At 66.5% G+C, this 25120-nt stretch carries 28 protein-coding genes; 13 read left to right on the top strand and 15 right to left on the bottom strand.

Annotated features, from left to right (window positions below; all coding sequences use genetic code 11):
• The first annotated feature begins 154 nt into the window (after positions 1–154).
• Together IB236_RS12145 and IB236_RS12150 are read left to right on the top strand one after the other, a co-directional pair.
• Positions 155–1141, top strand: a complete 987-nt coding sequence (locus IB236_RS12145) for a tripartite tricarboxylate transporter substrate-binding protein (RefSeq protein ID WP_056059714.1) — start codon at positions 155–157, stop codon at positions 1139–1141.
• Between the two features lie 240 nt (positions 1142–1381).
• Positions 1382–2464: a Bug family tripartite tricarboxylate transporter substrate binding protein gene (locus tag IB236_RS12150; RefSeq protein WP_370539913.1), complete on the top strand. Its 1083-nt coding sequence runs from the start codon at positions 1382–1384 to the stop codon at positions 2462–2464.
• A gap of 110 nt (positions 2465–2574) precedes the next feature.
• On the opposite strand, the gene IB236_RS12155 is transcribed toward IB236_RS12150, so the two are convergent.
• Both IB236_RS12155 and IB236_RS12160 read right to left on the bottom strand, forming a co-directional pair.
• Entirely contained in the window at positions 2575–2889 is a 315-nt protein-coding gene (locus IB236_RS12155) for a DUF1840 domain-containing protein (protein ID WP_056059719.1), read from the bottom strand.
• 9 nt (positions 2890–2898) lie between these two features.
• Entirely contained in the window at positions 2899–4185 is a 1287-nt protein-coding gene (locus IB236_RS12160; RefSeq protein WP_099732240.1) for a class I SAM-dependent methyltransferase, read from the bottom strand.
• 113 nt (positions 4186–4298) lie between these two features.
• Between IB236_RS12160 and IB236_RS12165 the strand changes: the two genes are divergently transcribed.
• Genes IB236_RS12165 through IB236_RS12190 form a run of 6 tightly spaced genes read left to right on the top strand, consistent with a single transcriptional unit; the run spans position 4299 to position 11270 of the window.
• Positions 4299–6650 carry a bifunctional salicylyl-CoA 5-hydroxylase/oxidoreductase gene (locus IB236_RS12165; RefSeq protein WP_192420973.1) on the top strand — a complete coding sequence of 784 codons (2352 nt, stop codon included), beginning with the start codon at positions 4299–4301 and terminating at the stop codon, positions 6648–6650.
• Between the two features lie 6 nt (positions 6651–6656).
• Positions 6657–7148, top strand: coding sequence for a MarR family winged helix-turn-helix transcriptional regulator (locus IB236_RS12170; RefSeq protein WP_192420974.1), 492 nt, complete (start codon positions 6657–6659; stop codon positions 7146–7148).
• Positions 7145–7999 carry an enoyl-CoA hydratase family protein gene (locus tag IB236_RS12175; protein ID WP_192420975.1) on the top strand — a complete coding sequence of 285 codons (855 nt, stop codon included), beginning with the start codon at positions 7145–7147 and terminating at the stop codon, positions 7997–7999. The genes IB236_RS12170 and IB236_RS12175 overlap by 4 nt, the downstream gene beginning before the upstream one ends.
• Positions 8000–8003: 4 nt before the next feature.
• On the top strand, positions 8004–9212 hold the full coding sequence (locus tag IB236_RS12180) for an acyl-CoA dehydrogenase family protein (protein WP_192420976.1): 1209 nt from the start codon (positions 8004–8006) through the stop codon (positions 9210–9212).
• Between the two features lie 4 nt (positions 9213–9216).
• The gene (locus tag IB236_RS12185; RefSeq protein WP_192420977.1) at positions 9217–10872 is read left to right on the top strand and encodes an AMP-binding protein; all 1656 of its coding nucleotides are present in this window, start codon (positions 9217–9219) and stop codon (positions 10870–10872) included.
• Positions 10872–11270 carry a RidA family protein gene (locus tag IB236_RS12190; protein WP_055400021.1) on the top strand — a complete coding sequence of 133 codons (399 nt, stop codon included), beginning with the start codon at positions 10872–10874 and terminating at the stop codon, positions 11268–11270. Before IB236_RS12185 ends, IB236_RS12190 begins: the two co-directional genes overlap by 1 nt.
• Here the strand turns inward: IB236_RS12190 and IB236_RS12195 are convergent.
• Entirely contained in the window at positions 11215–12183 is a 969-nt protein-coding gene (locus IB236_RS12195; RefSeq protein ID WP_056059733.1) for an EamA family transporter, read from the bottom strand. The two genes, IB236_RS12190 and IB236_RS12195, sit on opposite strands and share 56 nt — an antisense overlap.
• A gap of 97 nt (positions 12184–12280) precedes the next feature.
• Between IB236_RS12195 and IB236_RS12200 the strand changes: the two genes are divergently transcribed.
• Positions 12281–12742: an Lrp/AsnC family transcriptional regulator gene (locus IB236_RS12200; protein ID WP_056059735.1), complete on the top strand. Its 462-nt coding sequence runs from the start codon at positions 12281–12283 to the stop codon at positions 12740–12742.
• A 36-nt stretch (positions 12743–12778) separates the two neighbouring features.
• Here IB236_RS12200 and IB236_RS12205 read toward each other — a convergent pair whose 3' ends face one another.
• The 12 genes from IB236_RS12205 to phnG all read right to left on the bottom strand — a co-directional run bounded on the left by IB236_RS12205 (position 12779) and on the right by phnG (position 22491).
• Positions 12779–13363 (bottom strand): phosphonate degradation HD-domain oxygenase, encoded by a 585-nt coding sequence (locus IB236_RS12205; protein ID WP_192420978.1) that lies wholly within the window; start codon positions 13361–13363, stop codon positions 12779–12781.
• A 13-nt stretch (positions 13364–13376) separates the two neighbouring features.
• Complete coding sequence (gene phnE / locus IB236_RS12210; protein WP_056059739.1) at positions 13377–14183, bottom strand: phosphonate ABC transporter, permease protein PhnE; 807 nt, start codon at positions 14181–14183, stop codon at positions 13377–13379.
• A gap of 34 nt (positions 14184–14217) precedes the next feature.
• Positions 14218–15165 (bottom strand): phosphonate ABC transporter substrate-binding protein, encoded by a 948-nt coding sequence (gene phnD / locus IB236_RS12215; RefSeq protein WP_192420979.1) that lies wholly within the window; start codon positions 15163–15165, stop codon positions 14218–14220.
• Positions 15166–15210: 45 nt separating this feature from the next.
• Positions 15211–16071: a phosphonate ABC transporter ATP-binding protein gene (phnC, locus tag IB236_RS12220; protein ID WP_192420980.1), complete on the bottom strand. Its 861-nt coding sequence runs from the start codon at positions 16069–16071 to the stop codon at positions 15211–15213.
• A gap of 112 nt (positions 16072–16183) precedes the next feature.
• Positions 16184–17338, bottom strand: coding sequence for an alpha-D-ribose 1-methylphosphonate 5-triphosphate diphosphatase (locus IB236_RS12225; protein WP_192420981.1), 1155 nt, complete (start codon positions 17336–17338; stop codon positions 16184–16186).
• On the bottom strand, positions 17335–18069 hold the full coding sequence (gene phnL / locus IB236_RS12230; protein ID WP_192420982.1) for a phosphonate C-P lyase system protein PhnL: 735 nt from the start codon (positions 18067–18069) through the stop codon (positions 17335–17337). Before phnL ends, IB236_RS12225 begins: the two co-directional genes overlap by 4 nt.
• Positions 18066–18854, bottom strand: coding sequence for a phosphonate C-P lyase system protein PhnK (gene phnK / locus IB236_RS12235; protein WP_192420983.1), 789 nt, complete (start codon positions 18852–18854; stop codon positions 18066–18068). The genes phnL and phnK overlap by 4 nt, the downstream gene beginning before the upstream one ends.
• A complete protein-coding gene (locus tag IB236_RS12240) occupies positions 18851–19312 on the bottom strand; it encodes a GNAT family N-acetyltransferase (protein ID WP_192420984.1) in 462 nt (153 codons plus the stop codon). The genes phnK and IB236_RS12240 overlap by 4 nt, the downstream gene beginning before the upstream one ends.
• Positions 19309–20229: an alpha-D-ribose 1-methylphosphonate 5-phosphate C-P-lyase PhnJ gene (locus IB236_RS12245; protein WP_304503414.1), complete on the bottom strand. Its 921-nt coding sequence runs from the start codon at positions 20227–20229 to the stop codon at positions 19309–19311. The genes IB236_RS12240 and IB236_RS12245 overlap by 4 nt, the downstream gene beginning before the upstream one ends.
• Positions 20226–21338, bottom strand: a complete 1113-nt coding sequence (locus IB236_RS12250) for a carbon-phosphorus lyase complex subunit PhnI (RefSeq protein WP_192420985.1) — start codon at positions 21336–21338, stop codon at positions 20226–20228. Before IB236_RS12250 ends, IB236_RS12245 begins: the two co-directional genes overlap by 4 nt.
• A 2-nt stretch (positions 21339–21340) precedes the next feature.
• Complete coding sequence (phnH, locus tag IB236_RS12255; protein ID WP_192420986.1) at positions 21341–21982, bottom strand: phosphonate C-P lyase system protein PhnH; 642 nt, start codon at positions 21980–21982, stop codon at positions 21341–21343.
• A complete protein-coding gene (gene phnG / locus IB236_RS12260) occupies positions 21979–22491 on the bottom strand; it encodes a phosphonate C-P lyase system protein PhnG (protein WP_192420987.1) in 513 nt (170 codons plus the stop codon). The genes phnH and phnG overlap by 4 nt, the downstream gene beginning before the upstream one ends.
• Before the next feature lie 75 nt (positions 22492–22566).
• On the opposite strand from phnG, the gene phnF reads away from it, so the two are divergent.
• The 4 genes from phnF to arsC are packed head-to-tail and all read left to right on the top strand — an operon-like array spanning position 22567 to position 25094.
• The gene (gene phnF / locus IB236_RS12265; protein ID WP_055396997.1) at positions 22567–23349 is read left to right on the top strand and encodes a phosphonate metabolism transcriptional regulator PhnF; all 783 of its coding nucleotides are present in this window, start codon (positions 22567–22569) and stop codon (positions 23347–23349) included.
• Positions 23336–24064, top strand: a complete 729-nt coding sequence (locus IB236_RS12270) for a DUF1045 domain-containing protein (RefSeq protein ID WP_192420988.1) — start codon at positions 23336–23338, stop codon at positions 24062–24064. Before phnF ends, IB236_RS12270 begins: the two co-directional genes overlap by 14 nt.
• Positions 24061–24675 carry a phosphonate metabolism protein/1,5-bisphosphokinase (PRPP-forming) PhnN gene (gene phnN, locus IB236_RS12275; protein WP_108498745.1) on the top strand — a complete coding sequence of 205 codons (615 nt, stop codon included), beginning with the start codon at positions 24061–24063 and terminating at the stop codon, positions 24673–24675. The genes IB236_RS12270 and phnN overlap by 4 nt, the downstream gene beginning before the upstream one ends.
• Positions 24672–25094 (top strand): arsenate reductase (glutaredoxin), encoded by a 423-nt coding sequence (gene arsC, locus IB236_RS12280; RefSeq protein ID WP_192420989.1) that lies wholly within the window; start codon positions 24672–24674, stop codon positions 25092–25094. The genes phnN and arsC overlap by 4 nt, the downstream gene beginning before the upstream one ends.
• Positions 25095–25120 lie beyond the last annotated feature (26 nt).

Below are 25120 nucleotides of genomic sequence, written 5' to 3' on the forward strand. Positions count from 1 at the left end.
CAAATGCTATCTTTTGAATAGCATTCAAGCCAATAAATATCTGCGCTACAGGCCTCTTTGGCTTAAAGACCATATGGCTTGTGTGCTACGTACTATCCGCAATGTTGCCGGAAATACCCCTCGCTATCATGGCCCGTCATTTACAGGAGCACCCATGAAAACAACGCTGAAACTCGCCCTCGTCGCTGCCGCTGCAGTGGCCGCCTTTGGCGCCCATGCGCAGGACTTCCCCGCCAAGGACAAGACAGTCACCCTGGTGGTGCCCTTTGCGGCGGGTGGCCCCACCGACCGCGTGGCGCGCGACCTGGCCGAGGCGCTGCGCAAGCCTTTGGGCGCGACCGTTGTGGTGGACAACACCGCCGGCGCAGGCAGCTCGATCGGTGCCGCCCGCGTAGCCCGCGCCACACCCGATGGCTACACGCTGCTGCTCAACCACATCGGCATGTCCACCATGCCTGCGCTGTACCGCAAGCTGTCGTTCAGCGTACCCAACGACTTTGAATACCTGGGCATGGTCAACGAAGTGCCCATGACGCTGATCGCTCGCCCCACCATGCCCGCCAACAACTTCAAGGAGTTGACCGCCTGGATCCAGCAAAACAAGGGCAAGATCAACCTGGGCAACGCGGGCCTGGGCGCGGCCTCGCACCTGTGCGGACTGATGTTCAAGTCCGCCCTGCAGACGGACATGACGGATGTGCCTTACAAGGGCACGGCCCCTGCCATCACCGACCTGATCGGCGGCCAGATCGACCTGCTGTGCGACCAGACCACCAACACCACCAGCCAGATCGAAGGCAAGAAGGTCAAGGCCTATGCCGTGACCACCGCCAAGCGCCTGACCACGCCTGCGCTCAAGGACCTGCCCACCCTGGCCGAATCCGGTCTGAAGGACTTCAACGTGAGCATCTGGCACGGCCTGTACGCCCCCAAGGGCACGCCAGCCGATGTGCAGAAGAAGATCAACGAAGCCCTCAAGGTCGCACTGAAGGACCCGGAGTTCATCAAGAAGCAGGAAGCCCTGGGCGCCGTGGTCATCACCGACAAGCGCATCGATGGCCCGGAACACAAGAAGTTTGTGGCGGCTGAGATCGACAAGTGGGGCGCCGTCATCAAGGCCGCTGGCACCTACGCGGACTGATGCTTTCGCACCCGGCAGGGCTCTGAACGCAGCCCTGCCAGCCCCTCCAAAAAAGCCGCCGCGTTGCGGCTTTTTTTGTGGGTGCGTGGCGGGTTATTGATCGCACCATGCGCAAGACATAGCGCCTGGCAAATCCCATGCGCCGACAGGATTGGGGTTATCCATCTGCCCCCACTGCGCCAACGCGCGTAGAACCAGGGCAGACCTATCTCCTCCCCCCGACATCAAGGATCGATCTCCATGGCACGCACTCCCCCCCACGCACCCACTCGCCCATCCGGTGCGACAGTCGCCGTGCACCCACTTCGTGCGCGACGTCGCCAGGCGCTGACCCTGGCCGCCAGTGCGCTGGCACTGGCCTGCGCGGCGGCGCTGCTGCCCACCATGGCGCGCGCCCAGGGGGCGTGGCCCACCAAGCCGGTGCGCATCGTCGTGCCCTTTGCGCCCGGTGGCACGACCGACATCCTGGCCCGCGCCATGGCGCCCGAGCTGTCCAAGGCCTTCGGCCAGCAGTTCATCGTGGACAACCGTGCCGGCGCCGGCGGCAATGTGGGCGCGGAGATCGTCGCCAAGTCGCCCGGCGACGGCTACACGCTGTTGATGGGCACCGTGGGCACCCACGGCATCAACCGTGCGCTGTACGCGAAGCTGCCGTACGACCCCATCAAGGACTTTGTGCCCATCACCCTGGTGGCGGCTGTTCCCAATGTGATGGTGATGAATGCCGACAAGGCCAAGGCCCAGGGCATTCACAACGTGCAGGATTTCATCCGGGTGGCCAAGGCCAACCCCGGCAAGATGAACATGGCCTCCAGCGGCAACGGCACATCGATCCATCTGGCTGGCGAGCTGTTCAAAAGCATGACCGGCACCTTCATGCTGCACCTGCCCTACCGTGGCTCGGGCCCGGCGCTCATGGACATGGTGGCGGGCAATGCGGACGTGATGTTCGACAACCTGCCCTCGTCCATGGCGCAGATCAAGGCCGGCAAGCTCACCGCGCTGGCCGTGACCAGCTCCGAGCGCTCGGGCGCACTGCCCGATGTGCCCACCGTGGAGCAGGCGGGCGGCCCCACACTCAAGGGCTATGAAGCCAGTTCCTGGTTCGGCCTGCTGGCCCCGGCGGGCACACCCGCCGACATCGTCAACCGCATCCAGCAGGAAGTCGCCAAGTCACTGGCCACGCCCGCCATGAAGGAGCGGCTGCTGGCACAAGGCGCCATCCCCGGCGGCAACACCCCGGCCGAATTTGCCAAGCACATCGACAACGAGCACAAGAAGTGGGCGCAGGTGGTGAAGACATCGGGGGCCAAGGTGGATTGATGGTTGGCGCCACCGTATCAGCCGTGCCGCGAGCATGGGCTGCGACGCCAGCCGAACGTACGCAGCCAAGCTAACAACGCTCGCTAGCGGCAGACGCACCTGCGATCAGGTCACACACCCCACACTACATCCACGTCCGCCGCAGCACTGCGCTTGAGCATCTCGATGAACGGCGCAGCACGCTGGCGCAGGCGCACGGCCTCGTTGATTTCTTCAGCCGCGGCCTCATCGTTTTCCTGGGCTTCGGGCTGGGCTTCGTCGGCGATCACGGCCGCCTCCAGCGCGGCAATGGCGCCGGGAATCTGGGCAGCGGTCACGATGCCGCTGGCGCCGGGTGTCTTGCCGATGATGGTCACGATCTGGCGCCCCTGGGGTTCGAGCATGATCAGGTCGGCGGTGGCACGGGATTTGAACTTGTAGAGCATGGTCAAGGCCTATCGGAAGAGGTTGCCAGGGTCCGCATACATGTAGTCGCGGGTGAACGGATAGCTCGATTGTGCGCCGGGCAAAAGGCCTCTGGCCGTGTCGCCATCCGGCTTGATGGCCAGCATCTGGTGCAGCGCCATCCAGCCACGTTCAAAACCCAGGGCGCTGCCCGCAAGGTACAGGCGGTACGCACGCAAGACCTTATCACCCGGTTCCTCCCCTCCCTGTGCGACCAGCACCTCACGGGCTGCAGGCAATCGGACTTCGAGCCCGTCGGACCACGCCCACAGCGTGCGCGCATAGTGCGGGCGCAGGTTCTCGGTGTCCACCATCTCCAGGCCCGCGCGCGCCATGTCGTGCAGCACCGCGCTCACATGCAAAAGCTCGCCGCCGGGGAAGATGTACTGCTCGATAAAGTCACCCATGCCTGCGCCCAGCTGCGCGTTGTCTGAGCCCCCGGCCGTGATGCCGTGGTTCAGCACCAGCCCGCCCGGGCGCAGCAGGCGGGCCACGGTTTCAAAATAACGCAGCATCTGCGCGCGGCCCACATGCTCGAACATGCCCACCGACGCGATCTTGTCGAAGGGCTGCTCCACCTGCAACTCGCGGTAATCCACCAATTGCATGCGCACGCGCCCCTGCAGCCCACGCTCTTCAATGCGCTGCTGCACATGCGCATGCTGGTTGCGCGACAGCGTGATGCCTGTGGCATCCACGCCGTAGTGCTCAGCCGCCCACAGCAGCAGGCCACCCCAGCCCGCGCCAATGTCCAGGAACCGGTCGCCGGGCTGCAGCTGCAGCTTGCGACAGATGTGGTCGATCTTGGCCTCTTGTGCCTGGGCCAGTGTCAAGTCGGGCGATCGGTAGTAGGCACACGAATACACGCGGCGCGGATCCAGCCACAGCGCGTAGAAGTCGTCCGACAGGTCGTAGTGAAACTGCACATGGCGCGCGTCGTGCGCCAGCGTATGCGACGCCATGGACCGCGCGCGTGCCAGCACCCGCCGCCACCAGCCGAGGTGTTGGTCGCGGGCCGGGTCGCGGGTCAGCAGGCCTGCGGCCGCAACCATCAGGTCGCGCATCCCGCCTTCCAGCGCCACACGCCCCTCGACGATGGCAGCCCCCACGCTGCCGATTTCGCCTGTGGCCAGCGCCACCAGGGCCATGCGGTCGCGAAAGCGCAAGGTGACGGCGGGCTCGGGCGCGCCCAGTTGCTGGCCCGCAGGCAACTGGACCGCCATCGGCACCGGCAAGGCCGCCAGCCGCCCCTCCAAGGTGTGCAGCAAGTGCTTCATGCGGAGCATCTTGAAAAATTTGCTGCACTGCGTCAACACCCCGCAATGGCATCAGGGGTTTCGCCGGGAAGGCCCCATTGACAGTATTTTGTTTAAGCCTAAACTATTTTGACATGAACATCCTCTGCATTGGCGGTGGGCCCGCCGGTCTCTACTTCGCACTGCTCATGAAGCAGCAAAACCCCTCGCACCGCGTCACGGTGGTCGAACGCAACCGGCCGTTCGACACCTTCGGATGGGGGGTGGTGCTGTCGGACCAGACGCTGGCCAACCTGCAGGCGGCCGATTCGCCCACGGCAGCCCTGATCGGCGACGCGTTCAACCACTGGGACGATATCGAGGTGTTCTTCAAGGGGCGCAGCGTGCGCTCCACCGGCCACGGCTTCTGCGGCATTGGCCGCAAGCGCCTGCTCAACATCCTGCAGGACCGGTGCCTGGCGGTGGGCGTGGAGCTGGTGTTCGAGACCGACGTGGCCGACGACCAGGCGCTGGCTGCGCAGTACAACGCCGACCTGGTCATCGCCAGCGACGGCCTCAACAGCCGCATCCGCACCCGCTACGCAGCCATCTACCAGCCAGACATCGATCTGCGCCAGTGCCGCTTCGTATGGCTGGGCACCAAGAAAAAGTTCGACGCTTTTACGTTTGCTTTCGAGCAGACCGAGCATGGCTGGTTCCAGGCACACGCCTACCAGTTTGACGCCGACACCTCCACCTTCATCGTCGAAACGCCCGAGGCCGTGTGGAAGGCCCACGGCCTGGACCAGATGGAGCAGCCCGAGGCCATTGCATTCTGCGAAAAGCTGTTTGCCCAATACCTGGACGGCAACGCGCTCATCAGCAACGCCACGCACCTGCGCGGCTCGGCCAACTGGATCCGCTTTCCGCGTGTGATCTGCAACACCTGGGTGCACCGCGAAGCCATCGGCAGCAAGCAGGTGCCCATCGTGCTGATGGGCGACGCAGCGCACACGGCGCATTTCTCGATTGGCAGCGGCACAAAGCTCGCACTGGAAGACGCCATCGACCTCGCCAACGAGTTCGCCACCGGCCTGCCCATCGACGAAGTGCTGCAGCACTACGAGGCGCGCCGCAGCGTGGAGGTACTCAAGATCCAGAACGCCGCGCGCAACAGCACCGAGTGGTTTGAAAACGTGGCGCGCTACGCCGGCATGCCCGTGGAGCAGTTCACCTACTCGCTGCTCACGCGCAGCCAGCGCATCAGTCACGAGAACCTGCGGCTGCGCGATGCCGCGTGGCTGGAGGGCTATGAGGCCTGGCTCGCGGGTGGCAAGGCCGCGATTCTGCCCATGCTCACGCCCTTCACGCTCAAAGGCCTCACGCTCAAGAACCGCATCGTTGTCTCGCCCATGGCCACCTACAGCGCAGTCGAGGGCGTGCCGCAGGACTTTCACCTGGTGCACCTGGGCGCGCGCGCCCTCGGCGGCGCGGCGCTGGTGATGGTGGAGATGACCAGCCCCACGCCCGAGGGCCGCATCACCCCCGCCTGCCCCGGTCTGTGGAACGACGCACAACAAGCCGCCTTTGCGCGCGTCGTCAACTTTGTGCACGGCAGCAGCACGGCCAAGATCGGCCTGCAACTCGGCCACAGCGGCCCCAAGGGGTCCACCCGCGTGGGATGGGAGGGCACGGACGAGCCGCTGGAGGCGGGCAACTGGCCCCTGCTGGCCGCCAGCCCCATCGCCTATGGCGCGCAGAACCAGACACCCGCCGCCATGACCCGCGCCGACATGGACCGCGTGACCGCCGCTTTTGTGGACAGCGCCCGCCGGGCCATGGCCTGCGGCTTTGACTGGCTGGAGCTGCACTGCGCACACGGCTACCTGCTGGCCAGCTTTTTGAGCCCCGCCACCAACCAGCGTACCGATGCGTACGGCGGCAGCCTGGAGAACCGCTGCCGCTACCCGCTGGAGGTGCTGACCGCGCTGCGCGCCGTGTGGCCGGCCGACAAGCCGCTGAGCGTGCGTATCTCGGCCCACGACTGGCTCCCTGACGGAAATACTGCCGACGACGCCATCGCCATTGCGCGCTTGTTCAAGGCCGCAGGCGCGGACCTGATCGACGTGTCCTCCGGCCAGACCACGCGCGACTCGCGCCCCGTCTACGGCCGCATGTACCAGACGCCGTTTGCCGACCGCATCCGCAACGAAGTGGGCATTGCCACCATGGCGGTGGGCGCGATCACCGAGGCCGACCACGCGAACAGCATCATCGCGGCCGGCCGCGCCGACCTGTGTGCCATTGCCCGCCCCCACCTGGCCGACCCGGCCTGGACGCTGCACGCCGCCGCGCAGTTGAGCCCCGTGGCCGCAGCGCACACCGACTGGCCGGTGCAGTATCACAGCGGCCGCGACCAGATGCTGCGCGAAATTTCCAAGCAAAAGCAGGCACAAGCACTAGTGAATCAAGCGCCAGCAGCTACAAAAATAGAAGCAATCGAGTAAACCACCATGGACCTCGAAGCCCGCCTGCACGGCGCCGCCCCCAGCGAACATCCCGAAGCCCTGCGCCTGTGGCTGCGCCTGCTCACCTGCACCCAGCTCATCGAAAAGCAGGTGCGCAGCCATCTGCGCGCGCAGTTCGACACCACCTTGCCTCGCTTCGACCTGATGGCGCAGCTGGAGCGGGCGCCGGACGGCATGAAGATGAAGGAACTCTCGCGCCGCATGATGGTGACGAGCGGCAACATCACCGGCATCACCGACCAGCTCGTAGCCGAAGGCCTGGTGGAGCGCCTGGACGTGGAAGGCGACCGCCGCGCGTACCTGGTGCGCCTCACGCCGCAAGGCCGCGAGCAGTTCAACACCATGGCGCGCCAGCACGAGCAATGGATCGTCGAAGCCTTCGCCTCGTTGGGCGAGCGCGACATCAGCACCTTGTACCGCCTGCTGGGCAAGGTGAAAGAACACACCCAAAACAATTCTTTGGAGACAGCCGAATGAAACACTTCATCGGGGCGAGCAACCCCATGCGCGAGCAGTTCAACCCGCAAGCCAGCTATGTGGCCGAGCACTTTGCCTGGACCTTTGCCGATGGTGTGGGCACCGTCACGCTCAACCGCCCGGACCGCAAGAACCCTCTCACCTTCCAGAGCTATGCCGAGCTGCGCGACTTCTTCTACGCGCTGCGCTTTGCCACCGATGTGAAAGCCATCGTGGTCACGGGTGCGGGCGGCAACTTCTGCTCAGGCGGCGACGTGCACGAGATCATCGGCCCGCTCACCACCATGACCATGCCCGAGCTGCTGGAGTTCACGCGCATGACGGGTGACCTGGTGAAAGCCATGCGCGCCTGCCCGCAGCCCGTGCTGGGCGCCATCGACGGCATCTGCGCCGGTGCGGGCGCGATGATGGCGCTGGCCTGCGACATGCGCTACGGCACCGAGGCCACCAAGACCGCCTTTTTGTTCACCCGCGTGGGCCTGGCCGGTGCCGACATGGGCGCCTGCGCACTGCTGCCGCGCATGATCGGCCAGGGCCGCGCCAGCGAACTGCTGTTCACCGGCCGCGCGATGACGGCGCACGAAGGCCTGGCCTGGGGCTTCTTCAACGACTTGTATGAAAGCGCCGACCTGCTGGCCAATGTGCAGGCTACCGCGCGCGCGCTGGCCGACGGCCCCACCTTCGCCCACGGCATGACCAAGACCATGCTGAGCCAGGAGTGGAGCATGACCATCGAGCAGGCCATCGAAGCCGAAGCGCAGGCCCAGGCCATCTGCATGCAGACCGAAGACTTCCGCCGCGCCTACGAAGCGTTCGCCGCCAAGCAAAAGCCCGTGTTCCAGGGAGATTGAACCCATGCACGTCGCAACGCCCCCGGCCCCACGCCCGCCCTCGACGGCGCACCTGGCCCTGCCCTTTTTTGACGATGCCCACCGCGCGCTGGCCGAGGGCCTGGTGCCCTGGGCTGCCGCGCAAGAGGTGGATGAAACCGACGACCGCGCCGCCTGCCGCGACTGGGTGCAGCGCCTGGGCGCGGGCGGCTGGCTGCGCTACTGCGTGCCCGCCGCGCACGGCGGCGCGCTGCCGGCGCTCGACTCGCGCGCGCTGGTGCTGCTGCGCGAGACGCTGGCCTATCACTCGCCGCTGGCGGACTTTGCGTTTGCAATGCAGGGCCTGGGCAGCGGCGCCATCACGCTGGCCGGCAGCCCGGCACAGCAGGCGCACTATCTGCAGGGGGTGGCGCGCGGCGAGCTGATCGCTGCGTTTGCGCTCTCCGAGCCCGAGGCGGGGTCAGATGTGGGTGCTATGCAAACCATAGCTGCCAGCACAGATTCGACTAGCGCTACAGGCACTTTTTGCTTGAACGGCACCAAAACCTGGATCAGCAACGGCGGCATCGCCGACTTCTACTGCGTGTTCGCCAAGACCAACCCGAGCGGCGGCACGCGCGGCATCAGCGCCTTCATCGTCGATGCGAACACGCCGGGCCTGGACGCCTCGCGCCATATCCATGTGATGGCGCCCCACCCACTGGCCACGCTGCAGTTCACCAACTGCAACGTGCCTGCCACCGCGCTGCTGGGCGACGAGAACGGCGGCTTCAAGCTGGCCATGCGCACGCTCGACATCTTCCGCGCATCGGTGGCCGCCGCCGCACTGGGCATGGCGCGCCGCGCACTGGCCGAGGCCGTGCACCACGCACGCCAGCGCCGCATGTTCGGCCAGACGCTCGCCGACTTCCAGCTCACGCAAGCCAAGATCGGCGAGATGGCCGCGCTGGTGGACAGCGCCGCGCTGCTCACCTACCGCGCGGCCTGGCTGCGCGACACGGGCGAAAAATTCGGTGGCGTGCGCGTGACGGCCGAAGCTGCGATGGCGAAGATGACCGCCACCGAAAACGCCCAGCGCGTGATCGACATGGCGCTGCAGCTGCACGGCGGGCGCGGCGTGGAGGTGGGCAGCAAGGTCGAATCGCTGTACCGCGACATCCGCTCGCTGCGCATTTACGAAGGCGCGACCGAAGTGCAGCAGCTCATCATCGGCAAGGCCGTTCTGCAGGAGTAATCGCATGAAAGCCCCCTCCGCCCAGCCCGACCACTTCGTGCACGACCGCTTGCCGCCGCCCGAGGCCTGGCCCACACTGCGCTACGACCTGCCCGAGCTGCAGATCGCCAAACAGGCCAACCTGGTGCAGGCGCTGTTCGACCAGGCCGAACGTGCGGGCCACATCGACCGCCCCCTGTTGCGCGGCCCGCACCGCACGTACACCTACCGCGACGCCCGCACCGAGGCCGCGCGCATTGCCGAGGTGCTGACGCAGGACCACGGCCTGGTGCCCGGCAACCGCGTGCTGCTGCGCGGAGGCAACACGGTGGAGATGGCGCTGGCCTGGCTGGGTACCGTCTACGCGGGGCTGGTGGCGGTGGCCACCATGCCGCTGCTGCGCGCGGTGGAGCTGGGCAGCATCATCGACCGCGCCCAGCCCACGCTGGCACTGTGCGACGGCCGCCTGCTGGCCGAGCTGCAGGCCGCGCAGACGCAGCACCCCGTGCTCGCCACCATCGTGCCCTTCCACACAGCGCCGGATGCAGCCGACCTGCTGCAGCGCGCGCAGGGCAAGCCCGGCACCACGCCGCCCTGCCCCACGTCAGCGGACGACATCGCGCTGATGGCGTTCACCTCGGGCACCACAGGTTCCCCCAAGGCGGCCGTGCACACGCACCGCGATGTGCTGGCAGGCTGCGAGGCCTGGCCGCGCCATGTACTCAAGGCCACGCCCGATGACATCGTGGCGGGCTCGCCGCCGCTGGCGTTCACCTTTGGCCTGGGCGGCTTGCTGGTGTTTCCGATGTGGGCCGGGGCCAGCGTGTACTTCCCCGACCAGCCCTACACGCCCGAAACCATGGTGCGGCTGATGCGCGACGCGGGCGTGACCATCTGCTACACCGCCCCCACCTTCTACCGGCAGATGGCACCGTTCGCCCGGCAGATCGGCCTGCCCCAGCTGCGCACCAGCGTGAGCGCGGGCGAGGGCCTGCCGGACGCCACACGCCAGCTGTGGAAGGAGGCGACCGGCCTCGACATGACGGACGGTATCGGCGCCACCGAAATGTTCCACATCTTCATTTCCTCGCCCGGCGGTGAGAGCCGGCGCGGCGCCATCGGCAAGGTGGTGCCCGGCTATACCGCCAAGGTGGTGGACGACGATGGCAATGAGCTGCCGCGCGGCACGGTGGGCAAGCTCGCGGTGATCGGCCCCACGGGCTGCAAGTACCTCGACGACCCGCGCCAGGCCAAGTACGTGAAGGACGGCTGGAACTACCCGGGCGACGCGTTCACGCAGGACGCAGACGGCTACTTTTTCTACCAGGCACGCGACGACGACATGATCATCACCGCCGGCTACAACGTGGGCGGCCCAGAGGTGGAAGACGCCCTGCTGCGCCACCCGGCAGTGGCGGAATGCGGCGTGATCGGCGTGCCCGACGAAGAGCGCGGCATGGTGGTCAAGGCCATCTGCGTGCTCAAGCCCGGCCACACCGGCGACGCCGCCATGGTCAAGACCCTGCAGGACCACGTGAAGGCCACCATCGCCCCGTTCAAATACCCACGCGTGGTGGAGTTTGTGGCCGCCCTGCCGCGCACCGAAACCGGCAAGCTGCAGCGTTTCAAGCTGCGCCAGGGCGCGGTGCCGGCACCTTCTTCTTCAACAAAAACAACATGATGAAAAACACCCTTTTGCAGCCCGAAGGCTGGGTCACCCCCAAGGGCTACGCCAACGGCGTGGCCGCGCGCGGAACGATGGTTTTTACCGGCGGCCAGATCGGCTGGAACGCGCAGCAACAGTTTGAGAGCGACGATTTCATCGACCAGACGAGGCAGACGCTGTTGAATGTGCGTGCGGTGCTGGAGGCTGGCGGCGCGGGCCCCGAGCACCTGGTCCGGCTGACCTGGTATGTGACCGACCGCAACGAATACAACAGCCGCTTGAAAGAGCTGGGCGCGGTCTACCGCGAGGTGCTGGGCAAGAACTTTCCGGCGATGGCGTGTGTGCAGGTGGCGGGGCTTATGGAAGAGCGCGCGAAGATCGAGATTGAAGCAACCGCTGTAATCCCGGACTGAGCTTTTCCAGCCACCGCTGCAGCGCTTGCCCGTACAGGATGAACGCCAGCGCCGCCCCAATCAACGGCAGCGCGGCAAACACCCAGCCCGTCAGCAATTCGCCCCCCAGCGCCACGCCCACCAGCAAAGCCACCGCAGGGTTCACAAACGAATAGCTGCCCGCCAGCGCGGCCGACGTGTTCTGCAGCAGCCATAGATATGCATTGAGCGCTACCAAAGTGCCAAACACCAGCAGATAGACCCACGCCGCCCACGACTTGGCAGTGACCTGGCCCAGGGCGCTCAACGGCTCAAACCACAACGCCACCACCAGCCCCATGGCGCCCCCCGCAAACCACTGCGCGGCCGATGCCATGGCGGGCGCAGGTAGCGACAGCTTGCGCGATGCATACGAGCCCACACTCCAGCACAGCGGAGCACCAAAGGCCAGCAGCGCACCGAGCCAGGTGGCTGAAAAGTCGCCCTCCAGCGCCAGCAGCAGCGCACCCACCACGCCCAGGGCCAGGCCGATCCAGCTGGTGAAGGGCACCCGCTCGCCGCCCCAGCGCGACCACAGCGCCAGCCACATCGGCATGGTGGTGACCACCGTGGCCATCAGGCCAGAGCCGATGCCCAGCTTCTGCGCAAAACCCATCAGGTTCATGGCCAGAAACACCATGCAGCCACCCACCACCGCCGAGTTGCGCCATTGCACCCACGTGGGCAATGCATGGCCTTGCCACAACGCAATCAGCAGCATCACCCCCCCTGCACACAGAAAGCGGATCGCATTCATCAGCAGCGGCGGCATGCTCTGCAGCGCAATACCAATGGCGAAATAGGTAGTGCCCCAGACGATGTAGACCAGGAGCAGTGCCATGGCCACCGCCCCTTTGCGCTGTGCATGGGCTTGCGCATTGAAAATTGCCGGCATATTCTTCACCTGACCGAATAATTTATGGAAACCGCGAGGTTTTCGGAATTTTTACCAAAATCGAGCGGCTATGCAAGCAAATATTCAGACAGATGACATGGACGCCAGAATTATTTCGGCGCTAGGCGCCGATGGCCGACGTTCCTATGCCGATGTGGGGGCCGAAGTGGGACTGTCCACCGCCGCCGTGCACGAGCGCGTGAAGAAGCTGCTGGACAAGGGCGTGATTCGCCGGTTTTCGATCAGCGTGGACCCGGAACGCGTGGGGCTGAACTTCACCGCGTTTGTGGCGATCCGCAACGATGGCGGCGCGCACTGCCGCGACATTGCGCCGCGCCTGCGCGGTATCCCCCAGGTGGAGGAGTTGCACAGCGTGGCTGGCGAGCACGACTTCCTGGCCAAGATCCGCACCACGCACGCGCGCGGGCTGGAGGACGTGCTCTACCAGATCAAGGCGATTCCCGGCGTGGCGCGCACCACGAGCACCGTGGTCCTGAATACCGAATTCGAGGACCGGCCGCTGGACCTGGGGTGGGTGAATGGCGACAAGGGAGGGTGATGCGTAGGGGCGGCCTCGGCTTGGTCGCGCGGCTTTTTACGCAGCCACCGGGGCGAGTTCAGCCGCAGCGGCAATAGCCGCTGGAACTGGCGCCAGCCGCTGCACCAGCGCCATGTAGTAGCCCAGCGGGGGCGTGACCAGCCCCGGCACCTTGGCATGGTCGTCATAGCGGCGCAGGCGGATGGCCTCCTGCGCAAAGGGCTGGGCCGCAAACTGCATTGCCTCTTTCGGCGTGAAGGGCCCGCCCTGCAGCAACAGGCTGTGTTGCGATGCGGGCGACAGTGTCTCCCAGTACCCCGGCTCCATGGTGCACAGGTAGCGCTTGGCATCCACATGCAGGCGGATGGGCTCCAGCACTGCGTCCGACAGCAGGCCCCGCAAGAACGGGATGGCCATGTACTGGTGCAGGTCGTCCTGCTCGGCCGAGTCGCCCCCGGGCGCCAGCAGGTGGCCCAGGTCGTGCAGCAGGGCCGCGACGACAGTGGCCGGGGTTTCACCCGATTTTTCGGCCCACTGCGCGCACTGCAGTGCGTGCTCCAGCTGGCTGACCGCCTCGCGGCCGTACTGGTTCACGCCCCGGGTAGCGAGCAGGTGGGCAATGTCTTCAAGGCTCAATGCCATGGTGTGCTCCTTGTCAGACCAGTGCCTTGCGGATGCGGGCCGACACCAGGTCGATCACGCTCACCGTGACCACGATGATGAGCATGACCGCGCAGGTCTCGGCGTACTGGAAGCCCCGGATGATTTCCCACAGCACCACCCCAATGCCTCCAGCACCCACCATGCCCACCACCGAAGCCGAACGCACGTTGGCCTCGAAGCGGTACAGCGTGTACGAGATCCACAGCGGCATGACCTGCGGGATCACGCCATAGATGATTTCGTGCAGTGCGCTCGCACCGGTGGAGCGGATGCCTTCCACGGGCTGCGGGTCAATCGCCTCCACGGCTTCGGAGAACAGCTTGGCCAGGGTGCCCGAGGTGTGGATCCACAGGGCCAGGACACCTGCAAAAGGCCCCAGGCCCACGGCCACCACAAACAGCATGGCAAACACCATTTCGTTGATGGCGCGGCACGCGTCCAGCACGCGGCGCACCGGCTGGTACACCCACCAAGGCACGATGTTGGACGAGGCCAGCAGTGCCAGCGGCACGGCGGTGACCACCGCCAGCGCCGTGCCCCACAGCGCGATCTGCAGCGTGACCAGCATCTCCTGCACATAGATCTGCCACTGCGCAAAATTGGGCGGAAAGAACTCCGCCGCATAGCTGACCATGTTGCCCGAGTCGTTCCACAGATCGAACGGGCGCATGTCGGCGCCCTTCCAGGACGCCGCCAGCAACACCAGCAGGATGCCCCACGACAGGTACCAGGCCAGGCTGCGCTTGGGCGACGAGGTGCCGGCCAGGGTGGCCAGCGAGGGATTCAAAGCAGAGGACATGGAGACACCCGGGTCGCAACAAGAAACCTACGGATTACTTCAACGACGCCAGCTGCTGGTCGATCTCGGCCAGGCGGGTCTTCTTGTCGGCATCGGCCAGCGTCGCGTCGGCCTCGATCTTGTTGCGCTTACCGAAGAGGTCCAGCTGGCGGATGGGGGTGAGCTGTGCGTTCGTTGATGGCTTGAAGCCCGAGAGCTTGGAGATCTTCATCACGATCTCCTTCTCGCGCGCATCGGTCTTGGCGTAGTTGTAGAAGAAGTCGCGGATCTTGGTCTTGGTGGCCTCGGGCAAGTCCTTGCGCATCACCAGCGGGTCCAGCGGAATCAGGGGCGAGGTCCAGACGATCTTGATGTCCTTGAACTTCTCGGGCTGGCGCTCCTTGATCTTCTCCAGGTTCTCGCTGTTGTTGGTGGCCACATCCACCTGCTTGTTGGCCACGGCCAGCGCGTTGGTCTCGTGGTTGGCGCTGCGCGTGATCTTGAAGTGCGTCTTCGCGTCGATCTTGTTCTGTGCAAAGGCGTAGTAGCCAGGCACCAGGAAGCCCGAGGTGGAGTTGGGGTCGCCGTTGCCAAAGCTCAGCGACTTGCCGTTCTTGAGCACGTCATCCAGGGTGGCCAGGGGGCTGTCCTTGTGCACGATGAGGTGCGAGTAGTAGCCCTGTGTTCCGTCGGCGTTCACCATCTGCGCAAAGACTTCGCCGTTGGCGCGGTCCACGGCTTCCATGGCCGACTTGTTGCCCAGCCAGGCCACCTGCATCTTGTTGAAGCGCATGGCTTCGATGAGGCCTGCGTAGTCGGATGCAAAGAAGGCGTTGATCTTCAGACCGGTCTGCTTGGCCATGTCATCCAGCAGGGGCTGCCAGTCGGCCTTGAGGTTTTGCGAGGCCTCGGTCGAGATCATGCCGAAGTTGATGTCCTGGGCCAACGCGCCCGTGGTCAAACCCAGCCCGAGTGTCAGGGCGGCACACAGTTTCTTGAACATGTTGAAAACTCCAGAGAAAGGAATTGAAAAGAAACAAAAGACCGTTCAGGCGGCCTGGACCATGGCGGGCGCCCACTGAGGGACGGGTGTTGGGGCATGTACGGGTGCTGTGGGGGCACCCGCTGCATCCGACAGAATTTCGTCGGCGTGCACGCCATACAGGCTGCGCAGCAGTGCGGGCGTGAGTGCCGCCGAAGGGCCGTCGTACACCACCTGGCCGTGGTGCAACGCCACCACGCGGGGGCAGTATTTGATGGCCACATCTACCTGGTGCAGCGACACGATGACGGTGCAGCGGTCCTCGCGGTTGATGCGGGCCAGGATGTCCATGACCTTGCGCGAGGATTCGGGGTCCAGCGAGGCGATGGGCTCGTCGGCCAGCACCACCTTGGCGCCCTGCACCAGCGTGCGGGCAATGGCCGCGCGCTGCTGCTGCCCGCCGGACAGGGTGGAAGCACGTTGTGCATGGCATTCGGCAATGCCCACGCGGTGGAGCGCTTCCAGCGCCAGCGCGCGCTCCTGCGGCTTGAACATGCGCAGCCAGCCGCGCCACCAGGGCGTGCGGTGCAGAAGACCCACCAGCACGTTCATCAACACCGGCAAGCGGTCCACCAGGTTGAACTGCTGAAACACAAAGCCCACCTGCGAACGCACCTTGCGGATGTCGCTGTGGATGCGCCCGCCCTGCTGCACGCAGCGACCATCCACCTCGATCAGCGAATCGCTGGCTGCATCGGCTACCACCAGGCCCGCCACGTGGCGCAGCAGGGTGGACTTGCCCGAGCCCGATGCACCGATCAACGCCACCATCTCGCCGCGCTGCACGGTGAGGTTGATGTCGCGCAGGGCGCGTTTGCCGTTGGCGAAGTGCTTGTTCAGTTGGTGGATGTGCAGTGCGGCAGTCATGGCAGCCTCCTGGGGGTTAAGTCGTCTAGACAACCGGAGTGTGGTTGTCGGGCGTGACAGTGCTTTGACAGTTGGGAGAAGTTTGGATGTCAGGAAACGACCTGCACGCGCTCTACAGGACGCGCTGCCCTTCGCGCCACACCCCACGCACCACGGCCTGGCGACCGCCATCAGGCAGCTCGGCCATGTGCACCTGCACCAGGTCGGCGCGCAGGCCGGGCGCCAGCGCGCCCCGGTCCAGCATGCCCGCCGCCTTGGCCGGGTTGTGGGTGACGGTGGCCACAGCCTGTGGTAAAGGCAGGATGTCGTCCTGCACCAGCCGCATCACCGCGCTCAGCAGACTGCCGGGCACATAGTCGGACGAGAGGATGTCCAAGAGCCCCCTGCGCGCCAGGTCGGCCGCCGCCACGTTGCCCGAATGCGAACCACCGCGCACCACGTTGGGCCCGCCCATCACGGTGAGCAAGCCACGTTCGTGCGCGGCCTGGGCTGCAGCCAGTGTGGTCGGGAACTCCGACATCGCGGCCCCTTCGGCATGGGCCTGCTCCACATGGGCCACCGTGGTGTCGTCGTGGCTGGCCAGCGAGATGCCGTGCGTGCGGCAGTAATCCACAAAGTACGCACGGTGTGGCTCGGCGTACTGCGCCTGCAGCGTGGCAGCGTGCGCCACCTGGCGCTCGAATTTCTCGGCGCTCCAGCCCTTCTTGCCGGTGTAGTAGGTGCGCGCCTGCTCGATGTTCTCCCACTGGCGCTGACCTGGGGTGTGGTCCATCAGTGAGATCAACGACAGGCGCGGGTGCCCGTGGAACGGCTCGAACAGGTCGATGGTGTTGGGCGCAGGCAGCTCGCAGCGCACATGCAGGTGGTGGTCGGCCCGCAGCAGGTTGCGCTCGGTGCAGGTATCGATAGTGTCGAGCACGCGGTTCCAGGCGCTGCCGCGCAGGCTGTCCACGTCGGCCTCGCCCACGCCCAGCGCGTCGAGCACCGTCGTGATGCCTGCGGCCGCAATCTCGGCGTCGTGCGCCAGCAGTGCGGGCATTTCGGCCCATTGCACCTTGGGGCGCGGCATCAGGTGGCGCTCAAAGTTGTCGGTGTGGATTTCGACCAGCCCGGGCAGCAGGTAGTCGCCCCTCAGGTCGATGCCTCGCAAAGCTGAGGTGGCCCCGCTGTCCAGCGACGCAATGCGCCCGCCATCCACGTGCAGGCTGCCCAACACCACTTCGCCTGGCAGCACCATGCGGGCGTTCTTGAACACGGTTGCATTCATGCCGATGCTCCCTGGAAGTCACCCACGTTCACGCGGCGCGTGGCCACGGCAGTGCCGACCTGTGCGTCATGAAAAATGCCCACCAAGGCCGCCCCGCGCGCCACCGCCTCGCGGATCATGGCGATCACGGTCTCGGTGTTGGCTGCATCGAGCGATGCGGTGGGCTCGTCCAGCAACAGCAACGGCTTGGGCTTGATCATGTTGCGGGCAATGTTGATGCGCTGCTGCTCCCCGCCCGAGAAGGTGGCGGGCGGAAGGTGCCACAGCCGCTCGGGGATGCGCAGGCGGGTCAGCCACTGCCGGGCGGTCTCGCGTGCAGCCTCGATGCCCGCTGGGTCGTCGCCGGCGTCTTCCGCCAGTGGCTCGGCCACCACGTCCAACGCCGACACACGGGGGATGACCCGCAGGAACTGGCTCACATAACCCACGGTGTCGCGCCGCAACTGCACCAGCGCACGCGGCGTGGCCTGCGTCACATCCACTACGGCGCCATCGGCCGAGCGCACGGTGATGCGCCCCGCATTGACCCGGTAGTTGGCGTAGATCATCTTGAGCAGCGTGCTCTTGCCCATGCCCGAGGGTCCGTCCAGCACCACACATTCACCCGGCTGCACGGCCAGGTCCACGTGGGCGAGCACGGGCAGTTCAATGCCGTTCTGGTGGTGCAGGGTGAAGCGCTTGGCCACCCCTTGCATCTGGAGAATGGGCGCAATGGAAGGTGGCTGGTTCATGGCTGCAGTACCGAAGAAACGAGGAGCTGGGTGTAGGGGTGTTGCGGGTCGTCGAGCACCTGGTCGGTCAGGCCCGCTTCGACCACGCGGCCGCGTTGCATGACCACCATGCGGTGGGCCAGCAGGCGTGCCACGGCCAGGTCGTGCGTGACCACAATGGCCGCCAACTGCATCTGCCGCGTGAGCTGGCGCAGCAGGTCCAGCAAGCGCGCCTGCACCGACACATCCAGGCCCGAGGTGGGTTCGTCCATGAACACCAGGCGGGGCTGGGTGACGAGGTTGCGCGCAATCTGCAGGCGCTGGCGCATGCCGCCCGAAAACGTGCGCGGTGCGTCGTCGATGCGCGCGGCATCGATCTCCACGCGCTGCAGCCATTCGGTGGCCGTAGCACGCAGCTTTCCGTAGTGGCGCTCGCCCAGGCCCATCAGCCGCTCGCCCACGTTGGCACCAGCCGATACATCCATGCGCAAGCCATCCGCCGCGTTCTGGTGCACAAACCCCCAGTCGGTGCGCGCCAGCAGGCGCTGCTGTGCTTCGGTCATGGCATAGATGTCCTGCAGCTCGCCGCTGCGCTGGCGGAACTGCACTGTGCCTTCGTCCGGGGCGCTGCGTGCCGCAATGGCGTTGAGCAGCGTGGACTTGCCGGAGCCCGACTCGCCCACCACGGCCAGCACCTCGCCGGGCCACAGGTCAAAGGACGCGCCTTGCAGCACCACGCGGTCGCCATAGCGCTTGCTGACGTTGCGCACGCTGAGCAGCGGCGCAGAAGGTTCGGGGTGATTCATGTGAGGGTCTCGACAACAAAGCTCAGGCCATGCTGCGCAAAGCCCAGGGATTCATAGAAGGCATGCGCGCCCTTTCGGCGGGCGTTGGACGAGAGCGCGAGCTTGTAGCAGCCCGCGTCGCGCGCCTGCTGCATGGCGTGGGCCATCATCTGGCGGCCAATGCCTCGGCCCTGCTGGTCCTGTGCCACCACCACGTCTTCCACGATGGCCGAGGGCGTGCCCCGGTGCGCCAGGTTGTGCATGACGAGCAGCGCATAGGTGCCCACCACGGCGCCGTGCTGCGAGGGGTCGCAGGCCACCCACAGGCGGTAGCAGGGGTAGCGGGCGAACTGGGCCCACACGGCCTGGGCTTCTTCCAGGGTCAGCACGTCGGCCGGGCTGTCTTCAATGGCGGCATACAGCGCCAGCACGCTCTCCAGGTCTGCCTGCCGGGCTTCGCGGATGTGCACGGTGCTCATGCGGCGCCGCCTTCCACGCGCGCCGTTTCGGCCTGCTGCGCCTGGCGCTCCTGGCAGTAGTCCGAATCGGAACAGACATGCATGCGCCCGCCCTGGTCGTCGGTGATGACCTCGTCCAGAAAGCTGTCGGTGGCACCACACAGCGCGCAGGCAGCATCCCAGCGCTGCACCTCGAACGGGTGGTCCTCAAAACCCAGGCTCTCCACCGGCGTATAGGGCGGCACGGCGTAGATGCGCTTTTCGCGGCCCGCACCAAACAGCTGCAGCGCGGGGTTCATGTGCATCTTGGGGTTGTCGAACTTGGGGATGGGCGACGGCGCCATCACATAGCGGCCGTTGACCAGCACGGGGTAGTCGTAGGTGGTGGCGATGTGGCCATAGCGTGCGATGTCTTCGTAGAGCTTGACGTGCATGAGCCCGTACTCGGCCAGGCCGTGCAGGGTGCGTGTCTCGGTCTCGCGCGGCTCCAGGCGCTGCATGGGCTCGGGCACGGGCACCTGGTAGACGATGACCTGGCCTTCGGCCAGCGGCGTCTCGGGGATGCGGTGGCGCGTCTGGATCAGCGTGGCCTCGCGCGTGCGGGTGGTGGTCGCCACGGCCGTGGTGCGCTCGAAGAAGCGGCGGATGTTGACCGCGTTGACGGTGTCGTCCGAACCCTGGTCGATGACCTTGAGGCAGTCCTGCGGGCCGATGATGGACGCGGTGACCTGGATGCCGCCCGTGCCCCAGCCATAGGGCAGCGGCATCTCGCGCGAGCCAAAGGGCACCTGGTAACCGGGGATGGCCACGGCCTTCAAGATGGCGCGGCGGATCATGCGCTTGGTGCGCTCGTCCAGGTAGGCAAAGTTGAAGTGGCCGTCCACTGGTGCGGCGTCGGCGGGCAGGCCCATCACGGCGGGTTCCAGGGGCGCGTTCATGCGGCATCCTCCTCGGCGGTGGTTGTGGGGTGGGCGGCAGCGGCGCGCATCTTGCGCACCAGCTCCAGCTCGGACTGGAAGTCCACGTAGTGCGGCAGCTTCAGGTGCTGCACGAAGCCCGAGGCTTCGAGGCTGTCGCTGTGGCCCAGCACAAACTCCTGCATCTGCGCGGGGGACTCGACGGGTTCGCCCAACTCATCCGCACGCAGGGCGCGATCCACCAGGCCCATGGCCATCGCCTTGCGCTCGCTGTGGCCAAACGCCAGGCCGTAGCCGCGCGTGAACTGCGGCGGCTGGCTCTTGCTGCCCGCAAACTGGTTCACCATTTCGCATTCGGTGATCTCGATGTCGCCGATGTCGATGGCAAAGCCCAGCTCTTCGGGTTCGATCTCCACCGCCACCGTGCCCAGGCGCACCTCGCCCACAAACGGGTGCGAGTGCGAATAGCCGCGCTGCGTGGAATACGCCATGGCGAGCAAGAAGCCCTCGTCCCCGCGCGCCAGGTTTTGCAGGCGCGTGGCGCGGTTGGCGGGGAAGCGCAGTGGCTCACGGGTCAGGTCTGTGGGCGCCGGGTCGCCCGGGGGCACGGGGCGGGTCTCGATCAGGCCTTCCTGGTTGAGCAGGTCCACTACGCGCGGCGTGGGGCTTGGCGCTGTTGCGGATGGCGCTGCGGCAGTGCCCGCAGACTCCATACCAGGACCCTCGGCCAGCAGCTTGAAGTCCAGCAGGCGCTGCGTGTAGTCATAGGTGGGGCCCAACACCTGGCCGCCCGGCAGGTCCTTGAAGGTGGCGGAGATGCGGCGGTCCAGCGCCATGCGGCTGGTGTCCAGCGGGCAGGTGGTGCCCAGGCGCGGCAGCGTGGCGCGGTAGGCGCGCAGCAAAAAGATGGCTTCCACGAGGTCGCCTGCTGCCTGCTTGATGGCCAGTGCCGCCAGCTCGGGGTCGTACACCGATCCCTCGGTCATGACGCGGTCCACCGCCAGCTTGAGCTGCTGGCGGATCTGCGCTACCGAGAGTTCGGGCTGTGCTACATCGCCCCGGCGCTGGCGCGTCAGCAGCTGGTAGCTGTTGAGAATGGCGGCTTCTCCGCCTTTGACGGCTACGTACATGCTCAGGCCTCCTGAACGGCAGTGGCGCTGCGCGTCGCCCGCGTGGTGCGGGGCAGGCCCACGATGTGGTCCGCAGTGGCCAGCAGCAGATCCACACCGCGTGGAAACACCCCATGGTTGGCCGCCCACTGGGCCTCGAAGTCCTCAGGCAAGCCATCCACCTGCAAGTCCGCAACCTCCTGGATGCCAGGGCCGCGCAAGTGCCATGCCTCACTTGCGTCCGCCGTGGTGGCGGCGGCACGCGGTACATCGACCACGCAAGTCACTGACTGGTCGGGGTAGATGTCGGTGCCCAGGGCCAGACGGTTCAGGGCAGGCAGCGCATCACCCTGCGCCACCCACACAAAACGGGCTTGCGCGGCGTCGGCCACCAAAGTACAGCCTGTGTGAAAGCGCAGCCAGGCACCGGCATCACTGGCTGCCAGCTTGGGCGAGAGCCACAACGTGCAGTCGCTGTCGAGCAGCGCCAGCAGCACGGCAGCCGATGCGGCATGCCCCACGGCAGGAGCTTGCGCGTCGTGTTCTACCGCCACCGTGCGGCCGGGGTGCGACAGCGCCTGCAGCACCGCGCGGAACACCGCCTGGCTGCCAAAGGCTTCGTTCGAGAATCCGGCACCCAGCGATGCCAAGGGGGTCGTGCTCATTCGGTGTCCTCGTCGTTGTCGGCACCGCTCTCGCGCGCCACGGTGAAAAAGTCCACCTTGGTGCTGGCAGCCCGCGCCTGGCGCTCAGCCTGCGTATTGCGCAGGTGGTTGCGGATGGGGTCGAGCAGTTGTGCGTCCAGCACCGGTTGCTGAACAGGGTCTTGCAGCAGCGCATCGGCCAGGGCCGCCAGCTGCACCTGGCGGTGCGACCGGCCCAGCACGTAGGCCACGCCCACAGTGGCCTCGGCGGCGTCCGATGCGTCGGCCACGCGCAGCGCGCAGCGGGTGACGGTGACCTCGCCCAGGTTGAAGCGCTCGCCCGTGCCACCGGCGCGGCCCTGCACCATCATCAGGCCGGTCTCTGGCGCACGCAGCCAGCGCGCGGGGCGCGTGGCATGCTCGTGCAAGGCAGATTCGAGCAGCCCCAGCGGCGCCCGGGCCAGCAGCGCCATCCACTGCGCGCGGCCCAGGGGGCGGCCCGGTCCCGGGTTGTCAAAGGCTTGAAACATGGAAGTGGTACCCTGAAAGTTGTATAGACAAATTGAACAACTGGCGCCAGCTTAAAGAGCGCGCATGTAGGTTTCATGACAGCCAGCACCACCTCTCTCACGACCCCGTTGCAGGTCCCGCAAGCACCACCACTGCGCCCTGCGCGCGACAGCTTCTGGACGCGCATTGCCGCCGAGCTGGCCGAGGCCATCGGCAGTGGTGTCTATCCGCCAGGCCAGCGACTGCCCTCGGAACACGCGCTGGCTGAGCAGTTCGGCGTGAACCGCCACACCATCCGCCGCTCGCTCGCCAGCCTGTGCAGCCAGGGGCTGGTGCGCATCACACAGGGCAGTGGCACCTATGTGGAAGACTTTGCGGTGGACCTGGTGCTGGGCAAGCGCACGCGCCACCAGCAGGGCCTGGCACAGGCCGGTCTGCGCGGCAGCCTGTTGGTGCTGCAGGCCCAGACCACGCGCGCCACGGCGGCGCTGGCGAAGGCGCTGCAAGTGCCCGCGCGCAGCCCGCTGCTGGCGCTGCGCGTGCGGGGCGACGCCGAGGGCCAGCCCCTGCACATCAGCGAGCGCTACTTTCCCCTGCCCCGCTTCGAAAACCTGGCGGCCGTGGTGCGCGAAACGGGCTCCATCACCGCAGGCTTCACCGCCCACGGCGTGGCCGACTACACGCGCCGCGAAAGCCGCATCACCGCCGAGCTGCCGAGCGCCGAAGTGGCCGCCCAGTTGCGCCAGCCCACGTCACGCCCCGTGCTGCAGGTAGAGAGCCTGAACGTGGACCTGGCAGGCACGCCCATCGAATGGGCGCGCGCCTGGTTTGCGGGCGACCGCGTGAAACTGACCATTGACCACGATGAACACGCCTGACATGCCTCCCACCCACCACCGCTATGCGGTCTATTTCGCACCCAACCCGGGCAGCCTGGGCTGGCTCGCCGGCAGCCACTGGCTGGGGCGCTGCGCTGCGCTGCTGCAGCCGCTGCAGCAGCTCGCCATCGACGGCGTGGCGGCGGACGACCTGCACCGCCTGACCGCAGCGCCCCGCCGCTACGGCTGGCACGCCACGCTCAAGGCGCCGTTTGCACTGGCGCCCGGCACCGACTGGATCACGCTGCACCAGGCCGTGCAGTCCGTGGCGCGCGGGCTGCAACCCTTTGTGCTGCCGCCCCTGCAGGTGCAACGCATCGACGACTTTCTGGCACTGGTGCCCCCGGCGTTGCACCCCGCCAATGCGCAGATCCAGGAGACCGCCGCCACCTGCGTGACGGCGCTGCAGCCCTTGGCCGCACCCTTGTCCGACGCCGACCTCGCCCGGCGCCGCTCGGCGGGGCTCACTGCCCGGCAGGACGCGCTGCTGCAGCAATGGGGCTACCCCTTTGTGCTGGACGAGTTCCGCTTTCACATGTCGCTCACCGGCAGTCTGGCGCAGGTGGACCCGCCAACGCAGGCGCTGGTGTTCGAGGCCGCGCAGGAGTTCTTCTCGGACCTGCCGACCCTGAAGTTCAACAGCCTGGCCTTGTTCGCAGAGCCTGCGCCCGGCGCGGACTTTGTGCTGCTGGACCACCTGGAGATGGGCGCATGACCACCGGCAGACTGATTTACTGCATGGGCCCCTCGGGTGCGGGTAAGGACAGCCTGCTGAACTGGTTACGGACACACCTGCCCACCCCGTGCCCCGTGCACTGGGCGCAGCGCACCATCAGCCGTGCCGCGACGTCTGCCGGCGAAGTGCATGAAAGCGTTTCGCCCCAAACGTTTTTTGCGCTGTGCAGCGACCACGCCTTTGCCCTGCACTGGCAGGCCAACGGCCTGGGTTACGGCGTGCGGCATGCGCAACTGGCGCCGCTGGCGCAGGGTCACTGGGTGCTGCTCAATGGCTCGCGCGCCTACCTGCCCGAGGCCCTGGCGCGCTTCCCGGACCTGGTGGCTGTGCACATCACTGCCAGCCCGCAGGTGCTGCGCGAACGTCTGCAGGCGCGGGGCCGCGAGACGCGCGAAGAGGTGGAGGCCCGCGTGCAGCGCGCGCTGGCCTACAGCCCGCCGCCGGGCGCGGCCAGCCTGGAGGTGCACAACGACGGAGCGCTGGGCGATGCGGGCCTGCGGCTGCTGAATGCTTTGGAAAATTTGCCGGGTTGGCCCCAGCGCAGTGGCAAACTTTCGCCCATTGTTTCCGTACTTTCCAGCACGCCATGACCGCCATCACGATTTATCACAACCCCAAGTGCGGCACGTCCCGCAACACCCTCGCCATGATCCGCAACAGCGGCGTGGAGCCCGAGGTCATCGAATACCTCAAGACCCCGTCCGACCGTGCCACGCTGGTAGCGCTGATTGCAGCGACCGGCGAGCCGGTGATCAACGCCGTGCGCACCAAGGAGGCGATCTTCACCGAGCTGCAACTGGACGCACCGGGCGTCACCGACGCGCAGCTCATCGACGCGATGCTGCAGCACCCCATCCTCATCAACCGCCCCATCGTGGTCACGCCCCTGGGCACGCGGCTGTGCCGCCCGTCCGAGAAGGTGCTCGACATCCTGCCCGCCCCCCAGCAGAGCGCCTTCACCAAGGAAGATGGCGAAGTCGTCATCAACGCGCAGGGCCAGCGTGTCTGAGGCAACCTCGCGCGCCCCCACCATGG

The organism is Acidovorax sp. ACV02, assembly GCF_014851475.1.
Taxonomy (GTDB): Bacteria; Pseudomonadota; Gammaproteobacteria; order Burkholderiales; family Burkholderiaceae_C; genus Acidovorax; species Acidovorax delafieldii.